Origin of the sequence: Vibrio rarus, assembly GCF_024347075.1 — a bacterium.
Lineage (GTDB): Bacteria > Pseudomonadota > Gammaproteobacteria > Enterobacterales > Vibrionaceae > Vibrio > Vibrio rarus.
Genome location: NZ_AP024900.1, coordinates 768,832 through 788,146, shown reverse-complemented (window position 1 = coordinate 788,146; position 19,315 = coordinate 768,832). Strand labels below are relative to the sequence as shown.

At 44.1% G+C, this 19,315-nt stretch carries 17 protein-coding genes and 1 pseudogene; 14 read left to right on the top strand and 4 right to left on the bottom strand.

Features of this window, described 5'->3' with window-relative positions:
- The first annotated feature begins 55 nt into the window (after positions 1-55).
- Genes OCU56_RS03740 through OCU56_RS03695 form a run of 10 tightly spaced genes read left to right on the top strand, consistent with a single transcriptional unit; the run spans position 56 to position 10,925 of the window.
- Positions 56-1,714 carry a glycosyltransferase family 2 protein gene (locus OCU56_RS03740; RefSeq protein ID WP_449362082.1) on the top strand — a complete coding sequence of 553 codons (1,659 nt, stop codon included), beginning with the start codon at positions 56-58 and terminating at the stop codon, positions 1,712-1,714.
- Positions 1,695-3,248 carry an HAL/PAL/TAL family ammonia-lyase gene (locus OCU56_RS03735; protein WP_261874212.1) on the top strand — a complete coding sequence of 518 codons (1,554 nt, stop codon included), beginning with the start codon at positions 1,695-1,697 and terminating at the stop codon, positions 3,246-3,248. The genes OCU56_RS03740 and OCU56_RS03735 overlap by 20 nt, the downstream gene beginning before the upstream one ends.
- Positions 3,248-3,691 carry an acyl-CoA thioesterase gene (locus tag OCU56_RS03730; protein ID WP_261874211.1) on the top strand — a complete coding sequence of 148 codons (444 nt, stop codon included), beginning with the start codon at positions 3,248-3,250 and terminating at the stop codon, positions 3,689-3,691. The genes OCU56_RS03735 and OCU56_RS03730 overlap by 1 nt, the downstream gene beginning before the upstream one ends.
- A 1-nt stretch (position 3,692) precedes the next feature.
- Positions 3,693-4,328, top strand: a complete 636-nt coding sequence (locus tag OCU56_RS03725) for a LolA family protein (RefSeq protein ID WP_261874210.1) — start codon at positions 3,693-3,695, stop codon at positions 4,326-4,328.
- A complete protein-coding gene (locus OCU56_RS03720) occupies positions 4,288-6,639 on the top strand; it encodes an MMPL family transporter (RefSeq protein WP_261874767.1) in 2,352 nt (783 codons plus the stop codon). The genes OCU56_RS03725 and OCU56_RS03720 overlap by 41 nt, the downstream gene beginning before the upstream one ends.
- 53 nt (positions 6,640-6,692) lie before the next feature.
- The gene (locus OCU56_RS03715; protein ID WP_261874766.1) at positions 6,693-7,322 is read left to right on the top strand and encodes a DUF3261 domain-containing protein; all 630 of its coding nucleotides are present in this window, start codon (positions 6,693-6,695) and stop codon (positions 7,320-7,322) included.
- A 13-nt stretch (positions 7,323-7,335) separates the two neighbouring features.
- The gene (locus OCU56_RS03710) at positions 7,336-8,520 is read left to right on the top strand and encodes a beta-ketoacyl-[acyl-carrier-protein] synthase family protein (RefSeq protein ID WP_390904853.1); all 1,185 of its coding nucleotides are present in this window, start codon (positions 7,336-7,338) and stop codon (positions 8,518-8,520) included.
- Positions 8,513-8,977, top strand: coding sequence for a hotdog family protein (locus OCU56_RS03705; RefSeq protein ID WP_261874209.1), 465 nt, complete (start codon positions 8,513-8,515; stop codon positions 8,975-8,977). Before OCU56_RS03710 ends, OCU56_RS03705 begins: the two co-directional genes overlap by 8 nt.
- Entirely contained in the window at positions 8,974-9,699 is a 726-nt protein-coding gene (locus OCU56_RS03700) for a 3-ketoacyl-ACP reductase FabG2 (protein ID WP_261874208.1), read from the top strand. The genes OCU56_RS03705 and OCU56_RS03700 overlap by 4 nt, the downstream gene beginning before the upstream one ends.
- On the top strand, positions 9,696-10,925 hold the full coding sequence (locus OCU56_RS03695; RefSeq protein ID WP_261874207.1) for a beta-ketoacyl-ACP synthase: 1,230 nt from the start codon (positions 9,696-9,698) through the stop codon (positions 10,923-10,925). The genes OCU56_RS03700 and OCU56_RS03695 overlap by 4 nt, the downstream gene beginning before the upstream one ends.
- Positions 10,926-11,032: 107 nt before the next feature.
- On the opposite strand, the gene OCU56_RS03690 is transcribed toward OCU56_RS03695, so the two are convergent.
- Together OCU56_RS03690 and OCU56_RS03685 are read right to left on the bottom strand one after the other, a co-directional pair.
- On the bottom strand, positions 11,033-11,644 hold the full coding sequence (locus OCU56_RS03690) for an NAD(P)-binding oxidoreductase (protein WP_261874206.1): 612 nt from the start codon (positions 11,642-11,644) through the stop codon (positions 11,033-11,035).
- A 92-nt stretch (positions 11,645-11,736) separates the two neighbouring features.
- Positions 11,737-12,888, bottom strand: a complete 1,152-nt coding sequence (locus OCU56_RS03685) for a D-alanyl-D-alanine carboxypeptidase family protein (protein WP_261874205.1) — start codon at positions 12,886-12,888, stop codon at positions 11,737-11,739.
- Between the two features lie 284 nt (positions 12,889-13,172).
- On the opposite strand from OCU56_RS03685, the gene OCU56_RS03680 reads away from it, so the two are divergent.
- Positions 13,173-13,460 (top strand): hypothetical protein, encoded by a 288-nt coding sequence (locus tag OCU56_RS03680; protein WP_261874204.1) that lies wholly within the window; start codon positions 13,173-13,175, stop codon positions 13,458-13,460.
- 38 nt (positions 13,461-13,498) lie between these two features.
- On the opposite strand, the gene OCU56_RS03675 is transcribed toward OCU56_RS03680, so the two are convergent.
- Positions 13,499-14,527 (bottom strand): B12-binding domain-containing radical SAM protein, encoded by a 1,029-nt coding sequence (locus OCU56_RS03675; RefSeq protein WP_261874203.1) that lies wholly within the window; start codon positions 14,525-14,527, stop codon positions 13,499-13,501.
- A gap of 105 nt (positions 14,528-14,632) precedes the next feature.
- Between OCU56_RS03675 and OCU56_RS03670 the strand changes: the two genes are divergently transcribed.
- Positions 14,633-15,571: a LysR family transcriptional regulator gene (locus OCU56_RS03670; protein ID WP_261874202.1), complete on the top strand. Its 939-nt coding sequence runs from the start codon at positions 14,633-14,635 to the stop codon at positions 15,569-15,571.
- A gap of 266 nt (positions 15,572-15,837) precedes the next feature.
- A complete protein-coding gene (locus tag OCU56_RS03665) occupies positions 15,838-16,719 on the top strand; it encodes an NAD(P)-dependent oxidoreductase (RefSeq protein WP_261874201.1) in 882 nt (293 codons plus the stop codon).
- Positions 16,720-16,813: 94 nt separating this feature from the next.
- Here the strand turns inward: OCU56_RS03665 and OCU56_RS03660 are convergent, their stop codons facing one another.
- Complete coding sequence (locus OCU56_RS03660) at positions 16,814-17,251, bottom strand: DUF3859 domain-containing protein (RefSeq protein ID WP_261874200.1); 438 nt, start codon at positions 17,249-17,251, stop codon at positions 16,814-16,816.
- Between the two features lie 645 nt (positions 17,252-17,896).
- Here OCU56_RS03660 and OCU56_RS03655 point away from each other — a divergent pair.
- Positions 17,897-19,285, top strand: a pseudogene (locus OCU56_RS03655) (aminotransferase class V-fold PLP-dependent enzyme).
- Positions 19,286-19,315: the final 30 nt, after the last annotated feature.

The following is a 19,315-nucleotide window of genomic DNA, read 5'->3' as shown; positions in this document are numbered from 1 at the left end:
CTTGCAACCATACCAAGCGTGTTTTTTGATCCCTTGTTATAACCATGGTAGTACCATGGCCGGAGTCGTTGCATCACTGAAGCCCTTTTCTCTACCTTGTATTGTGGTAGACGATGGCAGTAACCTCGAAACCAAACAATCATTACAAGAGTTGGCATCAGACAGTAGCATAACTCTCGAAACCCTTACGCAAAATTCAGGTAAGGGTGGCGCTGTCATGGCTGGGATTCGTAAGGCACACCAACTTGGCTACAGTCACGTCATTCAAATTGATGCTGATGGCCAACATGATATTGATGCCCTGCCTCGCCTACTGGCCAGTTCAAAACAAAACCCTAAACGACTCATTTCAGGACAACCTGTATACGATGCCAGCGTACCTAAGTCTCGTTTATATGGGCGTTACGCGACGCACATTTGGGTTTGGATTGAAACTCTATCGCTATCCATCAAAGACAGTATGTGCGGTTTTCGTGCCTACCCTGTTGCCAAGACCGTCTCAGTATTGGATAAGTACGCTATTGGCACTCGTATGGATTTTGATATCGAAATTCTAGTACGTATGTACTGGGAGGGTGTGGATATCGATTTTGTAGATACGCGCGTCATCTATCCAGAAGGGGGCATCTCCCACTTTGACGCCTTATGGGATAACGTCAAAATCAGCTGGATGCATACGCGACTCTTTTTTGGGATGTTGCCAAGAATACCGAAATTACTGGCTAGAAAATGGCGAAAAGAAGCCGTTAATGGCAAAACCCATTGGTCTAAACGGCAAGAGCAAGGCACGATTTTCGGCATCAAACTCATGCTGGCTATTTATAGCTTACTGGGGCGCAAAGTCTTTAATGTCATCCTCAAAGGGGTTATGCGCTACTACTATCTAACGGGTAAAGAGGCCAAACAGGCTTCAGAGGCATTTTTAACTCAGCTACAAACCTATGCACAACAGCAGCAACTGACTCTACCTGAGCCCCTAGATAGCTACCATCACCTGCTCTCTTTTGGGCATACCATGTTAGATAAATTGGCCGCTTGGAAAGGGGATTTTAATGCTGATAACTTAACCATTCATGGGCAGCAACACTTTAGTCAGTTAGCTAAAGAAGGCCGTGGCGTGGTATTGATTGGATCCCATTTAGGCAATATTGAGCTGTGCCGCGCTTTAGCCCGTAGGCACGCTCATGTAAAGATTAATGCGCTCGTGTTTACGCAACATGCTGAGCGCTTTAATACGGTAATGAAAGCGGTGAACCCAAGCTCGGATTTAAACCTTATTCAGGTTAATACCATGGGCCCAGATACCGCCATTTTATTACAACAAAAAATTGAAGCAGGTGAATGGGTGGTCATTGTGGGTGACCGCACCTCTACCAGCAAAGAAAGCCGTTCAATTTGGGCGGATTTCCTAGGAAAGCCCGCTCCTTTTCCACAAGGCCCTTTTTTATTGGCCTCTGTTCTTAAAGCGCCGGTTTACCTGCTTTTTGGATTAAGAGACGATTCTAAAAAAGAGCCTCATTTTGATGTGTATTTCGAACCGTTTAGTGATTGCATTACTTTACCTCGAAAGGAGCGTCAACAAGCCTTACAAAAGGTAGTACAAGATTATGCCAAACGACTGCAGCACTACACTTTGCAAGCCCCTTTGCAGTGGTATAATTTTTTTAATTTTTGGACATTAAGTGATCAGAAAGATGACAGTAAAAAACAGTAACACCATTACGTTCGGCGCACAGGCGCTGACTATCGAAGACGTGGTTAACATTGCACAAGGTGCTGATGCTAACCTCAATAACTCACCAGAATACACGGCCAAAATTGACCGTGGCGTCGCCTTTTTAGAGCGACTTTTGCGTGAAGAGGGCATTATTTATGGTGTCACTACAGGCTATGGTGATTCTTGTACTGTTGCAATTCCACCACACTTAATTGATGACCTACCTTTAAACCTAACTCGTTTCCATGGTTGTGGACTGGGCGCTGATTTAACTCATGAGCAATCAAGAGCGGTATTAGCTACTCGCCTTTGTTCTCTAGCGCAAGGGGTATCAGGTGTCACTCCTGAATTGCTACAGCAAATCATTACCCTAATTAACCACGATATTGCGCCGCGCATTCCTCAAGAAGGTTCCGTTGGCGCAAGTGGTGATTTAACGCCACTGTCATACCTTGCGGCCGCCCTTATTGGCGAACGTGAAGTGTTATATAAAGGGGAAATTCAGCCAACAGCGAAAGTGTTTGCTGAACTTGGCATTACCCCAATTAAGCTGAAGCCAAAAGAAGGCTTAGCATTGATGAACGGTACTGCGGTAATGACAGCCCTAGCTTGTCTTGCTTACAAACGCGCCGAATACCTAGCCCAGTTATGTGCCAAAATTACAGCATTAGTTTCTGTTGGCATGAACGGTAATCAATTCCACTTTGACGAAGCATTATTTGCGGTTAAACCTCATCCTGGTCAGCAACAAATTGCCGCATGGATACGTGAAGATCTTAACGCTGAGCGCCCACCGCGTAACAGCGATCGCCTGCAAGATCGTTACTCTTTGCGTTGTGCCCCGCACGTTATTGGTACGGTTCAAGATTCCCTACCTTGGTTGCGTTCATTAATTGAAAACGAACTTAACAGCGCCAACGATAACCCTATCATCGATGGTGACAACGAACGCGTTCTCCACGGTGGACATTTCTATGGCGGTCATATCGCTATGGCAATGGATACGCTAAAAACCGGCGTTGCTAACCTTGCGGATCTACTTGATCGTCAAATGGCGCAGTTAATGGATTACAAATTTAATAACGGCCTGCCATTTAACCTAACCGGCGCTGAAGGTGAACGTAAACCAATTAACCACGGCTTTAAAGCAGTACAAATTGGTATTTCGGCATGGACGGCAGAAGCATTGAAAAACACCATGCCTGCCAGCGTATTCTCTCGCTCAACAGAATGTCATAACCAAGACAAAGTGAGCATGGGTACTATCTCCGCAAGAGACTGCATACGCGTTCTAGAGCTCACCGAGCAAGTGGCTTCAGCAGCCTTACTCGCCAGTGTTCAAGCCCTTGAAATCCGTCGTCGTCACAATCAATTAGATGATGAGCATTTAAGCGATAACCTTAAAGCAATTCGTGATGCGGTTCTTGAAGAGTTTGAATTTGTTGAAGAAGATCGCCCTCTTGAGCAGGATCTACGCCACTTTATGGCTCGTATCCAACAGCGCCATTGGGCTCTGTACCCGGAGGAGTAATGGAGCAAGAAATTCGATTTCCGCTCGAATCTGAGGTGACATTAGTCACCTCATTTCAAGATGCTGATCCTATGGGGGTCATTTACCACGGTAATTACTTCCGCTTTTTTGAAGAAGCACGTCGAGTATTGATGGATAAAATTGGCTACGGCTATTTAGCCATGCAGCAATCGGGCTATATGTGGCCCATCATAGATACCCGTGTTAAATACGTAAAAGCGATCCCCTTTGGTCATCAAATTCGAATCACCGCTAAACTGAGTGAGTGGGAAAATCGATTACGCGTAGATTACGTTATTTATGATGCCAATACTGGGCAAAGAATGTCTAAGGGATACACCATGCAAGTGGCCGTCTCAATTGAAAAACAAGAGATGAACTTTGTTTCCCCTAAGGTATTTACCGACAAGGTCGAAAGTTGGCATCAAAATGGGAGTGTGTAAAATGAAAAAGTGGTTAGCATTTGCCCTTATCATCGTTTCTCAATGTGCTTGGGTTAACTGCGCTTGGGCTAAGGTGACCGATCTCACTTCATTACAAGCACAACTCTCACAACATTCTATTGTGCGTGGAGACTTTACCCAACTGCGCACCATTCAAATGTTTGCCAAGCCTTTAAGCTCAAAAGGACAATTTGTACTCAGTAAAGAGCATGGATTACTGTGGCAACAAAACAGCCCTTTTAAGGTTAATTTAGTCTTAACCAAAGATAAATTACGCCAAACATTCTCAGGTCAAGCAGCGCAAGTCATTACCGCGCAAGAGAACCCTATGGCGTTCTATTTTAGCCATGTGTTTTTATCGGTATTTCATGGGGACACCCAAGCCTTACAACAGCAATTTGCTATTGCGTTTGCGACTAAGGAAAAGCAGTGGACCCTCACTCTGACACCGAAAAAAGCGCCATTAAACGCCGTATTTCAAGCGATTGTATTGGTCGGCAGTCAAGATATTAATAGCCTGACACTGCAAGAGATCCGTGGGGATAAAACAGAGATTCTGTTCTCCAATCAAACCCATCAACCTGAGACACTTAATGATGCTGAAAAAGCACAATTCAGCTTCAACAACGAGTTGTAACGTGCGACTCAATTCCACCAGTAAACATATCGCCTGGGCATGGTTGGTATTGGTATTGCTCTTTTTAGCCATACTTGCCAAGCAATGGCTAGGCTCTGCCCACTCGCCTATAGAAACTAATATTCTTAAACTGTTGCCCGTCAATGAACAAAATCCGGTAGCTGAGCAAGCCTTTGAGTCACTCTCTAGTAACTTAAGTAATAAAGTGGTTTTTGTTGTTACCGCTAATGATGATAAACACGCATTCACCGCGGCCAGTCATTTACAGTCTTCTCTTATGGGGACGGGGCTGTTTACAGAAGTCGTAGGCAAGGTCAATGCCAAGCAACAGCAACAGTGGGCCTCCTATTACTTTACTCATCGCTTTGTGCAGTTAAGTGTTGAGCAACGTGAACGCCTTAAACATGCCCCACAAGATCAAGTTCAATATGTCATTCAGTCACTTTACAACCCATTTTCTGGGGTTACGGGCAAAGAGTTAAGCAGCGATCCTTTTTTACTGTTTCGCGATTACTTGGCGCAGTTAACCCAAGCCAACTCTGCGTTTTCTTTAGATAACGGCTATTTAACTAGAACCCTTGCGGATAAAAAGTACATCTTAGTCACCGCCACTCTAAAAGATTCGCCATACAGTTTAAGCGCTCAGCGTGGAGTCAGTAAGATACACGCTATTGAGCAGACGCTCACTCAGCAGTATCAAGCGCACACTTGGCATACTGGCGTACTATTTTATGCGGAATTTGGCACCCAGAGCGCCAAATCTGAAATCAGCACCATCGGCCTGTTTTCGTTACTGGGTGTCATCGTATTAATTATTGGGGTATTTCGCAGCGCCGCACCTTTGTCTTTGGCCATTCTCTCCATCACGGTAGGACTGTTATCGGCTTTAGCTTTGACCACCTTGATATTTGGACGCATTCATTTATTTAGCTTAGTGTTTGGCGCAAGCTTAATTGGTGTATCCATTGATTACGCTTTCCATTATTTAACTGAGCGCCTCGCCGCCGGTGAACACTGGGATAGCCGTAAAGGTTTACAGCATATTTTTGTCGCCATCACTATGGGACTCGCCACCAGCTTAATTGGTTATTTAGGGATGCTGATTGCCCCCTTCCCCGGCTTGCAACAGTTGGCACTGTTTTCGTCTATTGGCTTAATTGCCGCCTACGCAACAGTTGTGGCTTGGTATCCCATTTTAGCCACTAAACCCACCGCAAACCGCCCGTTACCGGGGCAAAAACTTTGCCAATATTGGCTTATCTTATGGTCAAAACGTTGGGTTAAGATCTCTCTACCGGCCCTATGTTTGGCTGCAGCACTCATTCCTCTTAAAGGGCTGCATTACAATGATGACATTAGGCAACTGCAAGCTATGCCCGATAACCTCAAGCAGCAAGAGCTGTTTATTTCAAAACTCACCGGAATGCACTCATCGCAACAGATGTTAGTCGTTACCGCCTCCAGCGACGAAGAGTTATTGCAACGCTTAGAGTCTCTAGAGACTGAGTTTGCAACTTGGCAAAGCAAAGGGGAAATTAGCGGTTATCAATCGTTATCACAATACATCAGTTCCACCGAGCGCCAACGTGAAAGCTACCAATTGATCAAACAGCTTTATCAACAGCAAGGCGCTCGATTAAGCCAAGCCCTTAACTTGCATGAGCCACCAAAGCTGTCACTGGCCTTTGCCCCAATAACACTTCAAGACTACCTTGCCTCTGCCGTCTCTGACCCTACACAATTTTTATATGTGGGCGTCACAGGGAAGCAAGTCGCGAGTGTTGTGGTATTGCACAACCTCACTGATGATGAGCAGGTCAAAGCCTACGCCCATTCCCATTCCGATATTAGCTATCTTAATAAAGCTCAAGAGATTTCGGCGTTATTTGCTAAGTATCGCGTCAAGGTGGTTGAGTTATTATTGGCAGCTCTTGCCGTCATTACTCTGATTTTACTCAAACGCTATGGTGTTAAACACGCACTGAAAATTTTATTGCCGTCACTGCTTGCTTGTCTTGCCGGTCTTGCAGCGGCTGCGGCCACTGGCGCATCTTTAAACCTATTTAATCTATTGGCATTGATATTGATTATTGGCATTGGCATTGACTACACGCTGTTTTTTGCTGAAAAATCTCGCAGTCAAAGCACCTTACTGGCCATTACTTTATCCGCCCTGACCACCTTGCTCTCTTTTGGCTTGCTCTCTTTAAGCCAAACTCATGCCATCCATAGCTTTGGTATTACCGTTTTATGGGGCATTTTAGTTGCTTGGTTACTTTCTCCTCTCGCCATTAACGCAAAGGAGCCGTGATGAAATTATCCATAGTTCTAGCAAACCACTTAACCTGTCACAGATGCAGAAAAATGACGCGATATAGCCAAATACTGCTTACCCTAATACTGGGCACGTTACTGGGCGCGTGCACCTCTACACCACAGCACCACACACCTGCGGTAAATATCACCGCACAACATAAAGTGCATTTACCTACACCACAGTCATTAGGTTACTCCGTTACCGCCAGTCAACTCATCGAAGCAACATGGCATAACGGTAAATCGGATCAAACCCAGCAACTGCCCGTACAGCTGCAAGTTAACCAAGATACACTGGTTCTGGCTGGATTTTCATCATGGGGAACTCGCATTCTTTCCGTTGAATATCAAGGGGATGAGATCACAACTGATGTGCTTACAGGCTTAGATGGTGTACTGCCAAAACCACAGCAAGTATTATTCAACTTAATGATTACTCTGTGGCCGGTTTCTGCTTGGGAAGGCCCATTAAATGGGGTAAGGTGGAAAATAATTGATAATGACCATTCCAGAAGCATCTATGATGATCAAGGGACTGAGGTTATCCATATCCAGTACAGTGATAAAAATAGATTGAAGGGGAATATCGTGTTTCATCAGTTAGTGGATGACTACACGATCACTATTACGACACTTCAATTTGAAAAAACAACTCGCGCCCCCATTAGCGCGCCATAGATAAGCCATTATTATGACACACACATCGCAACCTATTTTTATTCAAGATTGTGCCCTTCACTCAGCGATGGGGATGCACAACGAGCAAATTCACCCATGTTTATCAGGCCAGCAACGGTCTAACATGGTGCTCGATGATCATATACTCAATACCCAGTCAGCAACGGTTATAGGCCGAATACAGCACAGCCTACCCGCGCTGCCTAATCATCTTATGGCGTTTAACTCTCGCAATAACCGCCTAGCGCTATCGGCAATGATGCAAATAGAAGACTCAGTGAAGCAGGCTATTGCACAATTTGGTGCTGATCGCATTGCCGTTATTATTGGCACCAGTACCTCCGGTATTGCCGATGGTGAGATCGCCTATAAAAGCAAACTAGATAGTGGTGACTTCCCAGAGGACTATCACTATCAAAAACAAGAGCTAGGCAACACCAGTGACTTTATTGCCGCCTACTTTGGTCTCAGCGGTCCATGCTACTCTGTCTCAACAGCCTGCTCTTCTAGTGGGCGAGTGTTTATTAGCGCGCAAAGACTGCTACATAGCCACCTAGTCGATGCGGTGTTGGTGGGGGGCGTTGACTCTATTTGTCAGCTCACTTTAAACGGTTTTAACAGCCTTGAAGCTTTATCACCAACCCTTTGTCAGCCGTTTTCGGCCTCTCGAAATGGTATCAATATTGGTGAATCTGCAGCCCTGATGCTACTGAGTTATCAGCGCACTGAGACTGCTCTACTGGGTGCAGGGGACAGTTCTGACGCCTACCATATTTCAGCGCCGCAACCGGAAGGATTGGGAGCCGAACAAGCCATGCAAAAAGCTTTAGATAACGCAGGGTTAGCAGCGCATGATATTGGTTATGTGAATGCGCATGGTACGGCCACGCCCCTTAACGATAGTATGGAGAGTAAAGCCATCTATCGCTTGTTTGGCAGTGCGGTACCGGTGAGTTCGACCAAACCATTGACCGGTCACACATTAGGCGCGGCCAGCGCAACAGAAGCGGCCATTGCCTGGCATATATTAAAATACAATTTACCCCTCCCCCAACAACAGTGCATTGATAAGGCTGACGACATCGAGATATCCCTTGTAGAAGCGCCAATAACGCTACAAGGAAAAGCGATTTTAAGTAATTCATTTGCCTTTGGTGGGAATAACATCAGCTTAATTTTTGGTTACGTAAATGACTGACTATCCTGAGATTCAACAACTGCTCCCGCATGATGAGCCCATGATCCTCATCGACCGAGCAGTAGATATTCAACAAGAGTCGATTCACTGTCAGGTGCAAATTGGCCAGAAGAACCCTTTCTTCAATGTCGAATCAAACAGTATTCCAGCCTATGTGGGTATTGAGTTTATGGCTCAATCCATTGCTGCATGGTCTGGCTATCATGCCATGCAACAAGGGCAAGCCCCAGCAATAGGCTTTTTGCTGGGTAGTCGCCGCTATGTTTCTCATTGCGATGCATTTCAACAAAATCAAATTTTAGATATATATGCAGAGAAGTTAATGGAAGATAATGGTATGGCCGTCTTTATTGCGCGCATTGAGTTAGATAAGCACGTCGTTGCCACGTGTCAACTCAATGTGTACGTACCCTCTGAAGAGAAATTAAAAGAAATGAAAATCAGGAGTCAACAATGACCCGTCAAGTTTTAGTCACTGGTGCCAGTAAAGGCATAGGTAAAGCAATCGCCATTCAATTAGCCAGCGATGGGTTTACCGTTGCGGTTCACTATATGGGTGATATTAATGGTGCGAAAGATACCTTAGCGGTAATTGAACAAAATGGTGGTACAGGACGTCTCATTCAATTTGATATTAGTGATCGTGAGCAATGTCGCACGGAACTGGAAGCGGATATCGCCACGCATGGGGCCTATTATGGCGTAGTCAATAACGCAGGTATTACTCGCGATACCGCGTTTCCAGCCATGACCGAAGAAGAGTGGGATGGTGTGATTCACACCAACTTAGATAGCTTCTATAACGTGTTGCATCCTTGCATTATGCCTATGGTACAAAAACGTAAAGGGGGCCGTATTGTCTGCCTTACTTCGGTTTCTGGCCTTATGGGCAACAGAGGGCAAACCAACTACAGCGCGGCAAAAGCTGGCGTCATCGGCGCGACCAAATCACTGGCTCTGGAACTGGCTAAACGAAAAATTACCGCCAACTGTGTTGCCCCAGGTTTGATTGATACCGGTATGGTTGACGAGCATGTTAAAGAGCATGCCCTTCCGCAAGTGCCTTTGCGCCGTATGGGTGAACCTGAAGAAGTCGCAGGATTGGTGAGTTACCTTATGTCTGACATTGCAAGCTATGTCACGCGCCAAGTCATTTCTGTCAATGGAGGTCTAATATGACACACAGAGTTGTTGTAACGGGTATGTCTGGTGTTACCGCCTTTGGTGATGACTGGGAAAGCATAGAACCGAAACTACGTGCTTGCGAAAACGCAACGCAATATATGCCCTCTTTTGAGCAATATGAAGGGCTAAATACCAAACTGGCCGCGCCCATTAATGACTTTGAACTGCCAAAGCACTATAAGCGTAAGCAAGTTCGTGGCATGGGCCGAGTCTCTAAGTTGGCCACAGTAGCAACCGAAAACGCCTTAACTCAAGCCGGTCTTATTGGCGCTGAGGTACTAAGCAACGGTCAAACGGGCATTGCTTATGGCTCATCTACCGGCAGTACCGATGCCATTGGTGCATTTGGCGTGATGCTAAACGATAAATCCACTAAAGCCATTACCGCCACTACCTATGTGCAAATGATGCCCCATACCGCAGCGGTTAACGTGGGCTTGTTCTTTGGGTTAAAGGGACGCGTGATCCCCACCAGCAGTGCTTGTACTTCTGGTAGCCAAGCCATTGGTTACGCTTATGAAGCCATTAAGCATGGCTATCAAACCGTGATGGTTGCCGGTGGTGCAGAAGAGCTTTGCCCGACAGAATCAGCCGTGTTTGATACCTTATTTGCTACCAGTTTAAAAAATGACACGCCAAAGAGCACGCCTCGCCCTTATGATGCTGACCGAGATGGTTTGGTGATAGGTGAAGGTGCAGGATCACTGATCCTTGAAGAGTATGAACATGCTAAAGCGCGTGGCGCCAAAATTTACGCTGAAGTGATTGGTTTTGCCAGTAACTGCGATGCCACCCATGTCACTCAACCGCAAAGAGAAACCATGCAAATCTGTATGGAGATGGCACTGCGTGACGCAAAACTGGCTCCTGAAAAAATTGATTATGTTTCCGCTCACGGCACTGCAACGGATCGCGGGGATATTGCCGAAAGTAACGCTACGGCTAATGCTCTAGGTAAAGTGCCGATCAGTTCGCTCAAGAGTTACTTTGGCCACACTCTTGGGGCTTGTGGCGCAATAGAAGCATGGTTAGGCATTGAAATGATGCACTGTAATTGGTTTAACCCCACTCTTAATTTAGAGAGCTTGGATGAGCAGTGTGGCGATCTAGATTACATCACAGATAAAGGTCGCACTCTCAATGTAGAGTATTTTATGAGCAATAACTTTGCCTTCGGGGGCATTAATACCTCTCTGATTTTTAAAAAACAGCCCCAATAAGTCACAGTGGTGATTGTTCGTATGACATTATCTGTATACAGTGAGCAATCACCACCGCCTTAACGCATCGCAGCCGAAAGACACTGCGACCCATCCCCTATTTTACCCTATTCCACACATTGATAGATTTGGCCGATACTCGTCTCAGAGAACAACAGGCGCTGTATCAAATGAGCCACTTCCCCACGTGAAATAGAGCCATGCACCTCTGTGTCTTGCGACAAAACACCTTGTCCGTTGCTCGGCCCATCTTGCAACCCACCTGGTCGCAAAATAGTGTAATCCAAGGTGCTGCTTTGTAACCAAGACTCCGCTAAAGATTTTTCTCGAACCGAATCACCAAACATCGCTTTTGCTTGGGGTGATAAGTACTGCCAACTCTTGCCACAGCCTAGTGATGTCACCAACAAAAAACGTTTTACCCCTTTAGCTTGTAATGCATCCACTAAATATCGATGGCCAAGGTAATCCACAGGGTTATCAGATTTAAAACTGCCCATAGTGGAAATAACCCAAGCATCATTTGCTATTTGTGCAACCGCCTCTTCCACCTGTACCTTGTTTGTGGCATCACAAGCAATTGTTGAGATATTAGCTAGCAATGGATTGTGAGTAGGATGACGAGCTACCCCCGTCACCGCATAATCCAAACCGACAAAATGATCCACAATCGCCGCACCTAAGCCACTGGAAGCACCAAATACAAACACTTTTTTCATCGTCACTCACTCAGTTAATGATAATGATTGTATTTTGCATTAACTGACATTAAAAAACTATGTAACGAGATTAAAACTGTGAATGCGCGTACTTAAACAAACAGTAAGCGAATGTGATCGAACAACCTTTTAAATATGCTGCCCTGTTGTATGTCATGTAGCGCAATCAAGGGCGTTGTTTTTAATACATTTTTGCTTGAGTCTACATAGCTAACAGAACCAATGGTGTCCCCTTTATAAATAGGCGCCTTTAATTGACGGTGCACATCAACCACGGCTTCTATTCCACTTCCGCGGCGCACCGACATATAGATGTCCTTCTCCACACCCGCACTGAGTTGGTTATCCTTACCCATCCACACTCGTGTACTGGTTAACTCCGTCTCTGCGCTGTGAGGCTTGATTGTCTCAAAGAAACGAAAACCATAATTGAGCAAACTCTTGCTTTCCGATGCACGCGTGCTGGCACTGGAGGTGCCTAATACAACAGAAATTAACCTCATTTCTCCCTTAGTGGCGGTGCTCACTAGGCTGTATCCTGCGCCTGAGGTGTAACCTGTTTTCATTCCATCAACATTAATGCTTCTGTCACGAAGTAACACATTACGGTTATGCTGAGTAATATTGTTGTAGGTAAAAGATCGCTCACTATAAAGGGGATAAAGATCCGGTACATCACGAATTAATGCCTGCCCTAACTTTGCCATATCGTAAGCGGTGGTCATTTGGTTAGGATCATCTAGGCCATGAGGGTTCGCAAAATACGTATCCGTCATCTGTAAACGTTGTGACCAAGAGTTCATTAAGTCGACAAATGCTCCTTCCGAACCCGCCACATGCTCTGCAATTGCAACGGAGGCATCATTCCCTGATTGGATGATCAAGCCACGTAACAGATCACTAAATTGTACGTTACTGCCCACCTCAATAAACATTTTCGATGAGTCTGGGAAGTTTTTTGCCCAAGCATTACGGCTAATTGTCACGCTGTCATTTTTTGAAATATTACCTCGATTAAGCTCTTGGCCTGCGGTGTAGGAGGTCATCAACTTAGTCAAACTGGCAGGCTTTAAGCGTTCTCTCGAATTTTGCTCAGCAATGATTTCCCCAGAATAGAAGTCGAGTAGTACATAGCCCTTAGCCGATAGCGATGGCGGGTTTGGTACAGCCATGGGGGCGGCGGTAATAGATAATGAAAAAGAGGCAAGAATTGCAAAAGTAAAACTGTTCCGTTTTTTATTCATAGATTCAAAAGTTCAGTAGGATTCAAAAAACGCACCATTTTCTATGGTGCTTTATGTGTTACTGCTGTTATTGGATATTGTTACGAGGAAAAATCGTTATCAAACATATCAATACTTTTAAATACTACCTTGTCATACACACATTGTTGCAGTGAATTATGTCTGTTTGACACACTCAGTTACACTCTGCTTTTTGCCTTTAATTTCCTGTCGATAATTTGACATAGACCGCACAGTTACCTTGCATAATGGTGTTTCTTTTTAGCAATATATGGTTCACGACAATGGTCAAACGGTGCTTTATTCTATTGTTCTTCTTTAGCTTGGCCGGGTGTACGCACAACCAAGCGAAAAAACTGGATATGAACACATCCCCAATAAATGTGTACCCACAGCATATGACCAACATTCAGCTTTGCGATACCTTATATTATGGTCGCGCTACCAATCAGACTCATGCGGCCATAGGCAGTGAGTTTAACCGTCGCAAACTGTCCAAAGGTTGGTGTACACAGCGAGAAAATGAGTTTTACTCGACCCATATTGGTCGCTGGTTCGTACATAGCTCTTAAGTTGCGGCTATTACCGTGGATGCGTTGCCACGCTTACCTTAAATCATCCGCTGGCGAAGCTGATAAAACATCGCAGCCAGCGCTTGGGGATCAAGATGGCTAAGTGTCGATAGTTGCTGTTGCACCGTATCGAAATACAAGCGGTTATTCATGTCACTCAATGCGTTATAATAGTGAGTTCGACGCCCTAAAATAAAGTTGTTCTGTTCGGCTTCGCTCATACTAAAAAAGCGATCTATGGTCGATAACAATGAGGCTTTATCCTCAGGAAGACGCCCACTCAACTCCATAAGTAAGTTGATGGAATGGAAGTTACCATATTGGCTATCAATGCCTTGTAACTGTTCAATTAATGCTTGTTGCTCGGCTACCATCTCCTGCTCAGTTAAAGGCGTAAACAGCCCTTTTTGCACCATATCATCCAAATCCGTCCCCGGCTTAACCGCCAATGACAGTACACGTATTTCATGTGGATTAATCTGATTTAACAGTTGTGCGGTTTGTTGCACGTGATCATCAGACAACTCCTTGCCCCCTAACCCCATAATGATAAAGGTCATCATTTTCATGCCCGCTTGCTTGGCAAACTCAGCCGATTTAAGAATTGATTTAGGGGTAATGCCTTTTTTCATTTTCTTCAATACTTGAGCCGAGCCGGATTCCATACCGCAATACAGCATATTTAAACCCGCGTCACATATGGCTTTCATTTCTGTAGCCGTTTTCTTGGTCATCGTCTGGGCGCGCCCGTAGGAACTGATTTGTTGCAACTCAGGAAATGCCTGTTTAAGGGTGGCTAAAACCTCGAGTAAATCTTCTGTTGGCATGGCAAATGAATCACCATCTTGCAAAAAGCAGGTGGTAAATTTTCGCTGTTTATAAAAGGCCTTAGCCGCCCAAATATCACGCTTGATATCGGCAACAGAACGTATAGAAAAGGACATACCTTCAAATAAAGTGCAAAAACTGCACTTGTTCCAAGGGCACCCTTGTGTCGTTCTAATTAATAAACTTTCTGCTTCTGAAGGGGGGCGAATTGGCCCTTGTTGGAAATTAAGTGATGGCATGACAACGACTCGTCTATTTTTAAATGATGATGGCTATGGTATGACTTGTGAGTTCAACAAAAAACACTATATTAATTGATATATTTTCAAAAATGGATTGAGTAAATGTTATTAAATGACCTTAAGGTGCTGCTTAAAGTTGCTGAATTTCGTAGCATTACCGCGGCGGCCAACAGTTTAGACATGCAAATGGCGACCGCTAGCGCTGCCATCAAACGAGTAGAAAAAGCGGTCGGAGTGGAGCTCTTTATTCGCACCACCCGACAATTACGCTTATCACCGGCCGGAGAACGATATTTACCCCTCTGCGAACAAGCCTTACAACTGTTAGATAAAGCGAAGCTAAATGTTGAGGATGATCTGGATGTCCTCGGCGGTGAAATTAGAATTGCCCTTTCCTCCGATCTGGGGCGAAATGTCATCACCCCTTGGATTGATGAGTTTCTTCTAGCGCACCCTCAAGTCAAACTGCGCAGTAACATCAGCGACAGTAATATTGATTTTTATCGAGACTCTGTGGATATGGCACTACGCTATGGCCGGCCTACTGATGCCAGCATGTATGGGTTTAAAATCTGCAATGTGCCCCGACTTTTATGCGCCACTAAATCCTACTTAGAACAACATGGCACCCCCACCCACCCAGATGAGCTAAAACAGCATAATGGGCTCTTTTATCAATTAGGTGACATTGTTCAAAATGAATGGCGCTTTCAACAGCAAGAGCAAAGCTTTAAAGTCAAACTTACCGGTAATAGAGCCTCAAATGATGGCGATTTGGTACGTCGTTGGTGCGTCACAGGTCATGGCTTTGCGATCAAATCCTGTTTAGATATGGCAGACGATTTACTCTCAGGGCGGGTGATCAATGTTCTCCCGGAATTTACCGCCGAATCCACTGAACTTTGGTTAGTCTGCCCGAGTAGGCAATCCATCACACCAACAGTAAGATTGTTACGAGATTACTTTAGACAGCAAACGCAGCAGTTGCTGAAGAAATTAGTCGCACAGCAGATTTTGCCCGCCAGTGTCACCACGTTATAGCGGTGTATTTTGTCACCGATTGACACGTCGCGCTGTCATTTATCAAAAAGAACGTCACTATCAACAATCTTGTCAATCACTCATAAAGGTCACTTTATTGGCAATAAGTGGGCTTTCTGACACATTTAGTTACTCTACTTTCAGCCCTTATGCCAAAAATTTGAGCTAAGTATACATTTCTAAGCAATCTCTGATTGATTAAATCCAGTAGGGCGTATATCCTCTCTGTCGATATAATCATACAATAGTATATTTCGGAGTTAGACATGACTAAACCTGTTATTGGTTTCATCGGCCTGGGCCTTATGGGCGGCAACATGGTTGAAAACCTACAAACACGCGGCTACCAAGTAAACGTAATGGACCTTAACCAAGACGCAGTTGACGCTGTTCTTGCTCGTGGTAACGCGACACAATTTACTTCAGCAAAAGAACTTGCAGCAGCAAGTGACGTTGTTGAACTTTGCCTAACAACTTCAGCAGTTGTTGAAATAATTGTTTACGGCGAAGACGGTATCCTAGCGGGTATTAAAGAAGGCTCTACTCTAATCGACTTCGGTACTTCTATCCCTGCTTCTACTAAGAAAATCGGTGCTGAACTAGCAACTAAAGGCGCGGGCATGATCGACGCACCTCTAGGTCGTACTCCTGCACACGCTAAAGATGGCCTTCTAAACATCATGGCTGCTGGCGACATGGATACGTTCAACAAAGTTAAACCTCTTCTAGAAGAGCAAGGCGAAAACGTATTCCACCTAGGTACTCTAGGTTCAGGTCACGTAACTAAACTAGTTAACAACTTCATGGGTATGACAACTGTTGCTACTATGTCTCAAGCGTTCGCAGTAGCGAAACTTGCAGGTGTTGACGGCCAACAATTGTTTGACATCATGTCAGCTGGTCCTTCAAACTCTCCGTTCATGCAGTTCTGTAAATTCTACGCTGTAGACGGCGAAGAAAAACTAGGCTTCTCTGTTGCTAACGCAAACAAAGACCTTGGTTACTTCCTTGCTCTTTGTGAAGAGCTTGGTACTGAGTCTCTAATCGCTCAAGGTACTTCTACTAGCCTACAAGCTGCTGTTGATGCAGGCATGGGTAACAACGACGTACCAGTAATCTTCGACTACTTCACTAACCTTAAGAAGTAATTAGAAGATAAACCTTACGGTTTAAAAATAAAACCTGACTGTTTCTTTGAAACCGTCAGGTTTTTTTCTATCTGATCATTTGAAAAATACTGTTCTAAAAACCTCTTTGCTTCCAAAACTGCCCTTCATCACGAGCCACTACCTTAAACGTCTTCTCGGCAATTATTCTACCCTGCATTTCAAGTACCATACGCCATTCGCCTAGATTACTTTCTAAACCGTCAACTGGGTGTAACAGTTGTATGGTATCTCCTAAATAGAAATTCCAATCATTACTTCGCACATAAATGTCACCAGCAAATGCCTCAAGGACTTTACCCTTCTTATTTATTATCCCTGGATGATAAATGCAGTAATTGAGCAACGTCCCTTTTGCTTTCTTAATATTGACCGTAAATCCGAACTCAATATTTTCATCGGCAACTATAGTGTTAGTAAACTGCACTATTTTAGGAAGATCTTTTGAGTCTGCATCCCAATGAGAGTAGAGACCGTAAGAGGTAATTTCTATTATTGGAGTTCTCTTTGCCAAGGTATAGCCTTAGTTAAAATTAATAATTATATACAAACACTAGCATAACAATTCAATCCACTATTGATATTTCATTGTTATTATTTCATTCATTGATATAAGCAACCCGTACTGCACGGCGCAAAATACAAACAGAGTCAAAACACTCATATTTACAAACTGTTTTTATTATTGTACGGCAATAGACTCAAAATAGCTTCCTCCCTCCTTTCGCGTATTTTTACATTCATCAACACTGCATACTAAAAGTCAATCCTATAACATATTTCAGCTCAAACCCTTGATTTTCAATCAATTATATTTTTACATTACTCTAGAAAGATCACATTTCATCAAACTTTCTCCCCGAACGAATACCAATGACATTGCATAATAAATATAACCAAACATTATTATTTATAATGGAATCATTCAGACAACCAATGATTATCGAGTGTGTGTACCCCTCATCAATGTAATTTAGAGTGCACAAAACATAATGTATTTCCACTAAGCCTAGTTCATTGCTTACCAGGAAATATCTTATTTTTTGCGTTCGAAAGTGCATTTCTTAATTTTAAATGCTCATACGCATTAGCAAAACCTAATATTAACTTTACATACACTATCAACATTAATAGTTTATTAATCAAAGGAAATGGAACAATGAGTGAAATCACGTCTAAGTTTAATCGCAGGAACTTTTTAAAAGGTGGCGCTGGTGTCGCAGTTGCAGGATTAAGTACCTCTCTTTTCTCAGCAAGTGCTTCTGCAAAACAACCAAACTTCGTAGGTAATTCATCTTCAGATAAAAACTTTTGGAAGAAAGTGCAGCAACAATTCTCCCTTGCTAAAGATAGTGTTTATATGAACATTGGCACCACAGGTTCTATGCCAAGCAGCGTGTTGCAAGCCTTTAATGAGAATAACGAACTGGTCGCTAAATACCCTTGGGACATGCAAAACAAATTTGGTGCATGGCCTTATGTGAGCGAAATGGTTGCAGACATTGCTCCAGGCTTTGGTGCTGATGAGAATGAGATTGTTCTTAGCCGTAATACGACCGATGGCATGAGCCCTATCATTGGTGGACTAGACTTTAAAAAAGGCGACATCATTATTACCACCCACCATGAGCATATTGGTGGTACTTCCCCTCTATTTGCAGCAGCAGAGCGCTCTGGTGCCAAAATAGTCGTAGTAGAAATTCCTGTTTACACTGGCGAGAAAAAACTCAGTAAAGCGGATTACGTAAAACCTTTTGCTAAAGCGATTGCGGATGCTAAAGACAAAGCTCGTCTAGTCATGTTCTCACACATCACCTATAAAACAGGGGCGTTACTTCCAGCAAAAGAAATCTGTGCACTTGCCCGTAATAACAGAACCCCCACCCTAGTTGATGCCGCACATACTATCGGTATGATGAATGTAAACCTACACGATTTTGACTGTGACTTCTACGCAGGTTCAGGCCATAAGTAGCACTGTGGCCCGGTATTTTATACATTCGCCAAGAAGCTGAGCGTCTAGTACGTTTCTGGCCTGCAGATCGCCGTCCTTTCTATCAAATTAACTCTTCATTAGGTGGATGATAAATATGAAACCTCAAGCTTTGCAACTCGTATGCAATATATTGGTAATGATCACTACCCATCAAAGCAAGCATTAACGGACTCTTGTAAACTTTGGGATCAAATTGGCCGTGATTAGATCGAAGAGCGCATTTTAGACCTCAGTGCTTTATGTAAAGAAGAGCTAGCTAAGCAGTTACCAAAAGGGGCTTTCTTCTATCCGCCAAACCGCGAACTGTCTAGTGATTTAACTGCATTTAACCCATTCTTTGACGATGTGGCTAACATTACTCGCCTTACCGAATTTCGTGATCGCCTTCGCGAAGAATACGGCTATATTATCCGTACCACGAACTTCCCGTTGCATCTAGGTGACACTACTGATACATATGCACTATGTATCTTAACTCACCTTTTCCATGATGAAGATGATGTAAAAGAGCTAGTTAAGGCTATGGCTCATTTATACAAACGCATGGCGTAACCTTGGTTGGGCTCACTTGTTTTGAGCGAG

What these genes read in the sequence shown, in the direction of transcription:
- OCU56_RS03740 (WP_449362082.1), top strand. Translation starts at nt 56, where the DNA reads ATGGCCGGAGTCGTTGCATCACTGAAGCCCTTTTCTCTACCTTGTATT.
- OCU56_RS03735 (WP_261874212.1), top strand. Translation starts at nt 1,695, where the DNA reads ATGACAGTAAAAAACAGTAACACCATTACGTTCGGCGCACAGGCGCTG.
- OCU56_RS03730 (WP_261874211.1), top strand. Translation starts at nt 3,248, where the DNA reads ATGGAGCAAGAAATTCGATTTCCGCTCGAATCTGAGGTGACATTAGTC.
- OCU56_RS03725 (WP_261874210.1), top strand. Translation starts at nt 3,693, where the DNA reads ATGAAAAAGTGGTTAGCATTTGCCCTTATCATCGTTTCTCAATGTGCT.
- OCU56_RS03720 (WP_261874767.1), top strand. Translation starts at nt 4,288, where the DNA reads ATGCTGAAAAAGCACAATTCAGCTTCAACAACGAGTTGTAACGTGCGA.
- OCU56_RS03715 (WP_261874766.1), top strand. Translation starts at nt 6,693, where the DNA reads ATGACGCGATATAGCCAAATACTGCTTACCCTAATACTGGGCACGTTA.
- OCU56_RS03710 (WP_390904853.1), top strand. Translation starts at nt 7,336, where the DNA reads ATGACACACACATCGCAACCTATTTTTATTCAAGATTGTGCCCTTCAC.
- OCU56_RS03705 (WP_261874209.1), top strand. Translation starts at nt 8,513, where the DNA reads ATGACTGACTATCCTGAGATTCAACAACTGCTCCCGCATGATGAGCCC.
- OCU56_RS03700 (WP_261874208.1), top strand. Translation starts at nt 8,974, where the DNA reads ATGACCCGTCAAGTTTTAGTCACTGGTGCCAGTAAAGGCATAGGTAAA.
- OCU56_RS03695 (WP_261874207.1), top strand. Translation starts at nt 9,696, where the DNA reads ATGACACACAGAGTTGTTGTAACGGGTATGTCTGGTGTTACCGCCTTT.
- OCU56_RS03690 (WP_261874206.1), bottom strand. Translation starts at nt 11,644, where the DNA reads ATGAAAAAAGTGTTTGTATTTGGTGCTTCCAGTGGCTTAGGTGCGGCG.
- OCU56_RS03685 (WP_261874205.1), bottom strand. Translation starts at nt 12,888, where the DNA reads ATGAATAAAAAACGGAACAGTTTTACTTTTGCAATTCTTGCCTCTTTT.
- OCU56_RS03680 (WP_261874204.1), top strand. Translation starts at nt 13,173, where the DNA reads ATGGTCAAACGGTGCTTTATTCTATTGTTCTTCTTTAGCTTGGCCGGG.
- OCU56_RS03675 (WP_261874203.1), bottom strand. Translation starts at nt 14,527, where the DNA reads ATGCCATCACTTAATTTCCAACAAGGGCCAATTCGCCCCCCTTCAGAA.
- OCU56_RS03670 (WP_261874202.1), top strand. Translation starts at nt 14,633, where the DNA reads ATGTTATTAAATGACCTTAAGGTGCTGCTTAAAGTTGCTGAATTTCGT.
- OCU56_RS03665 (WP_261874201.1), top strand. Translation starts at nt 15,838, where the DNA reads ATGACTAAACCTGTTATTGGTTTCATCGGCCTGGGCCTTATGGGCGGC.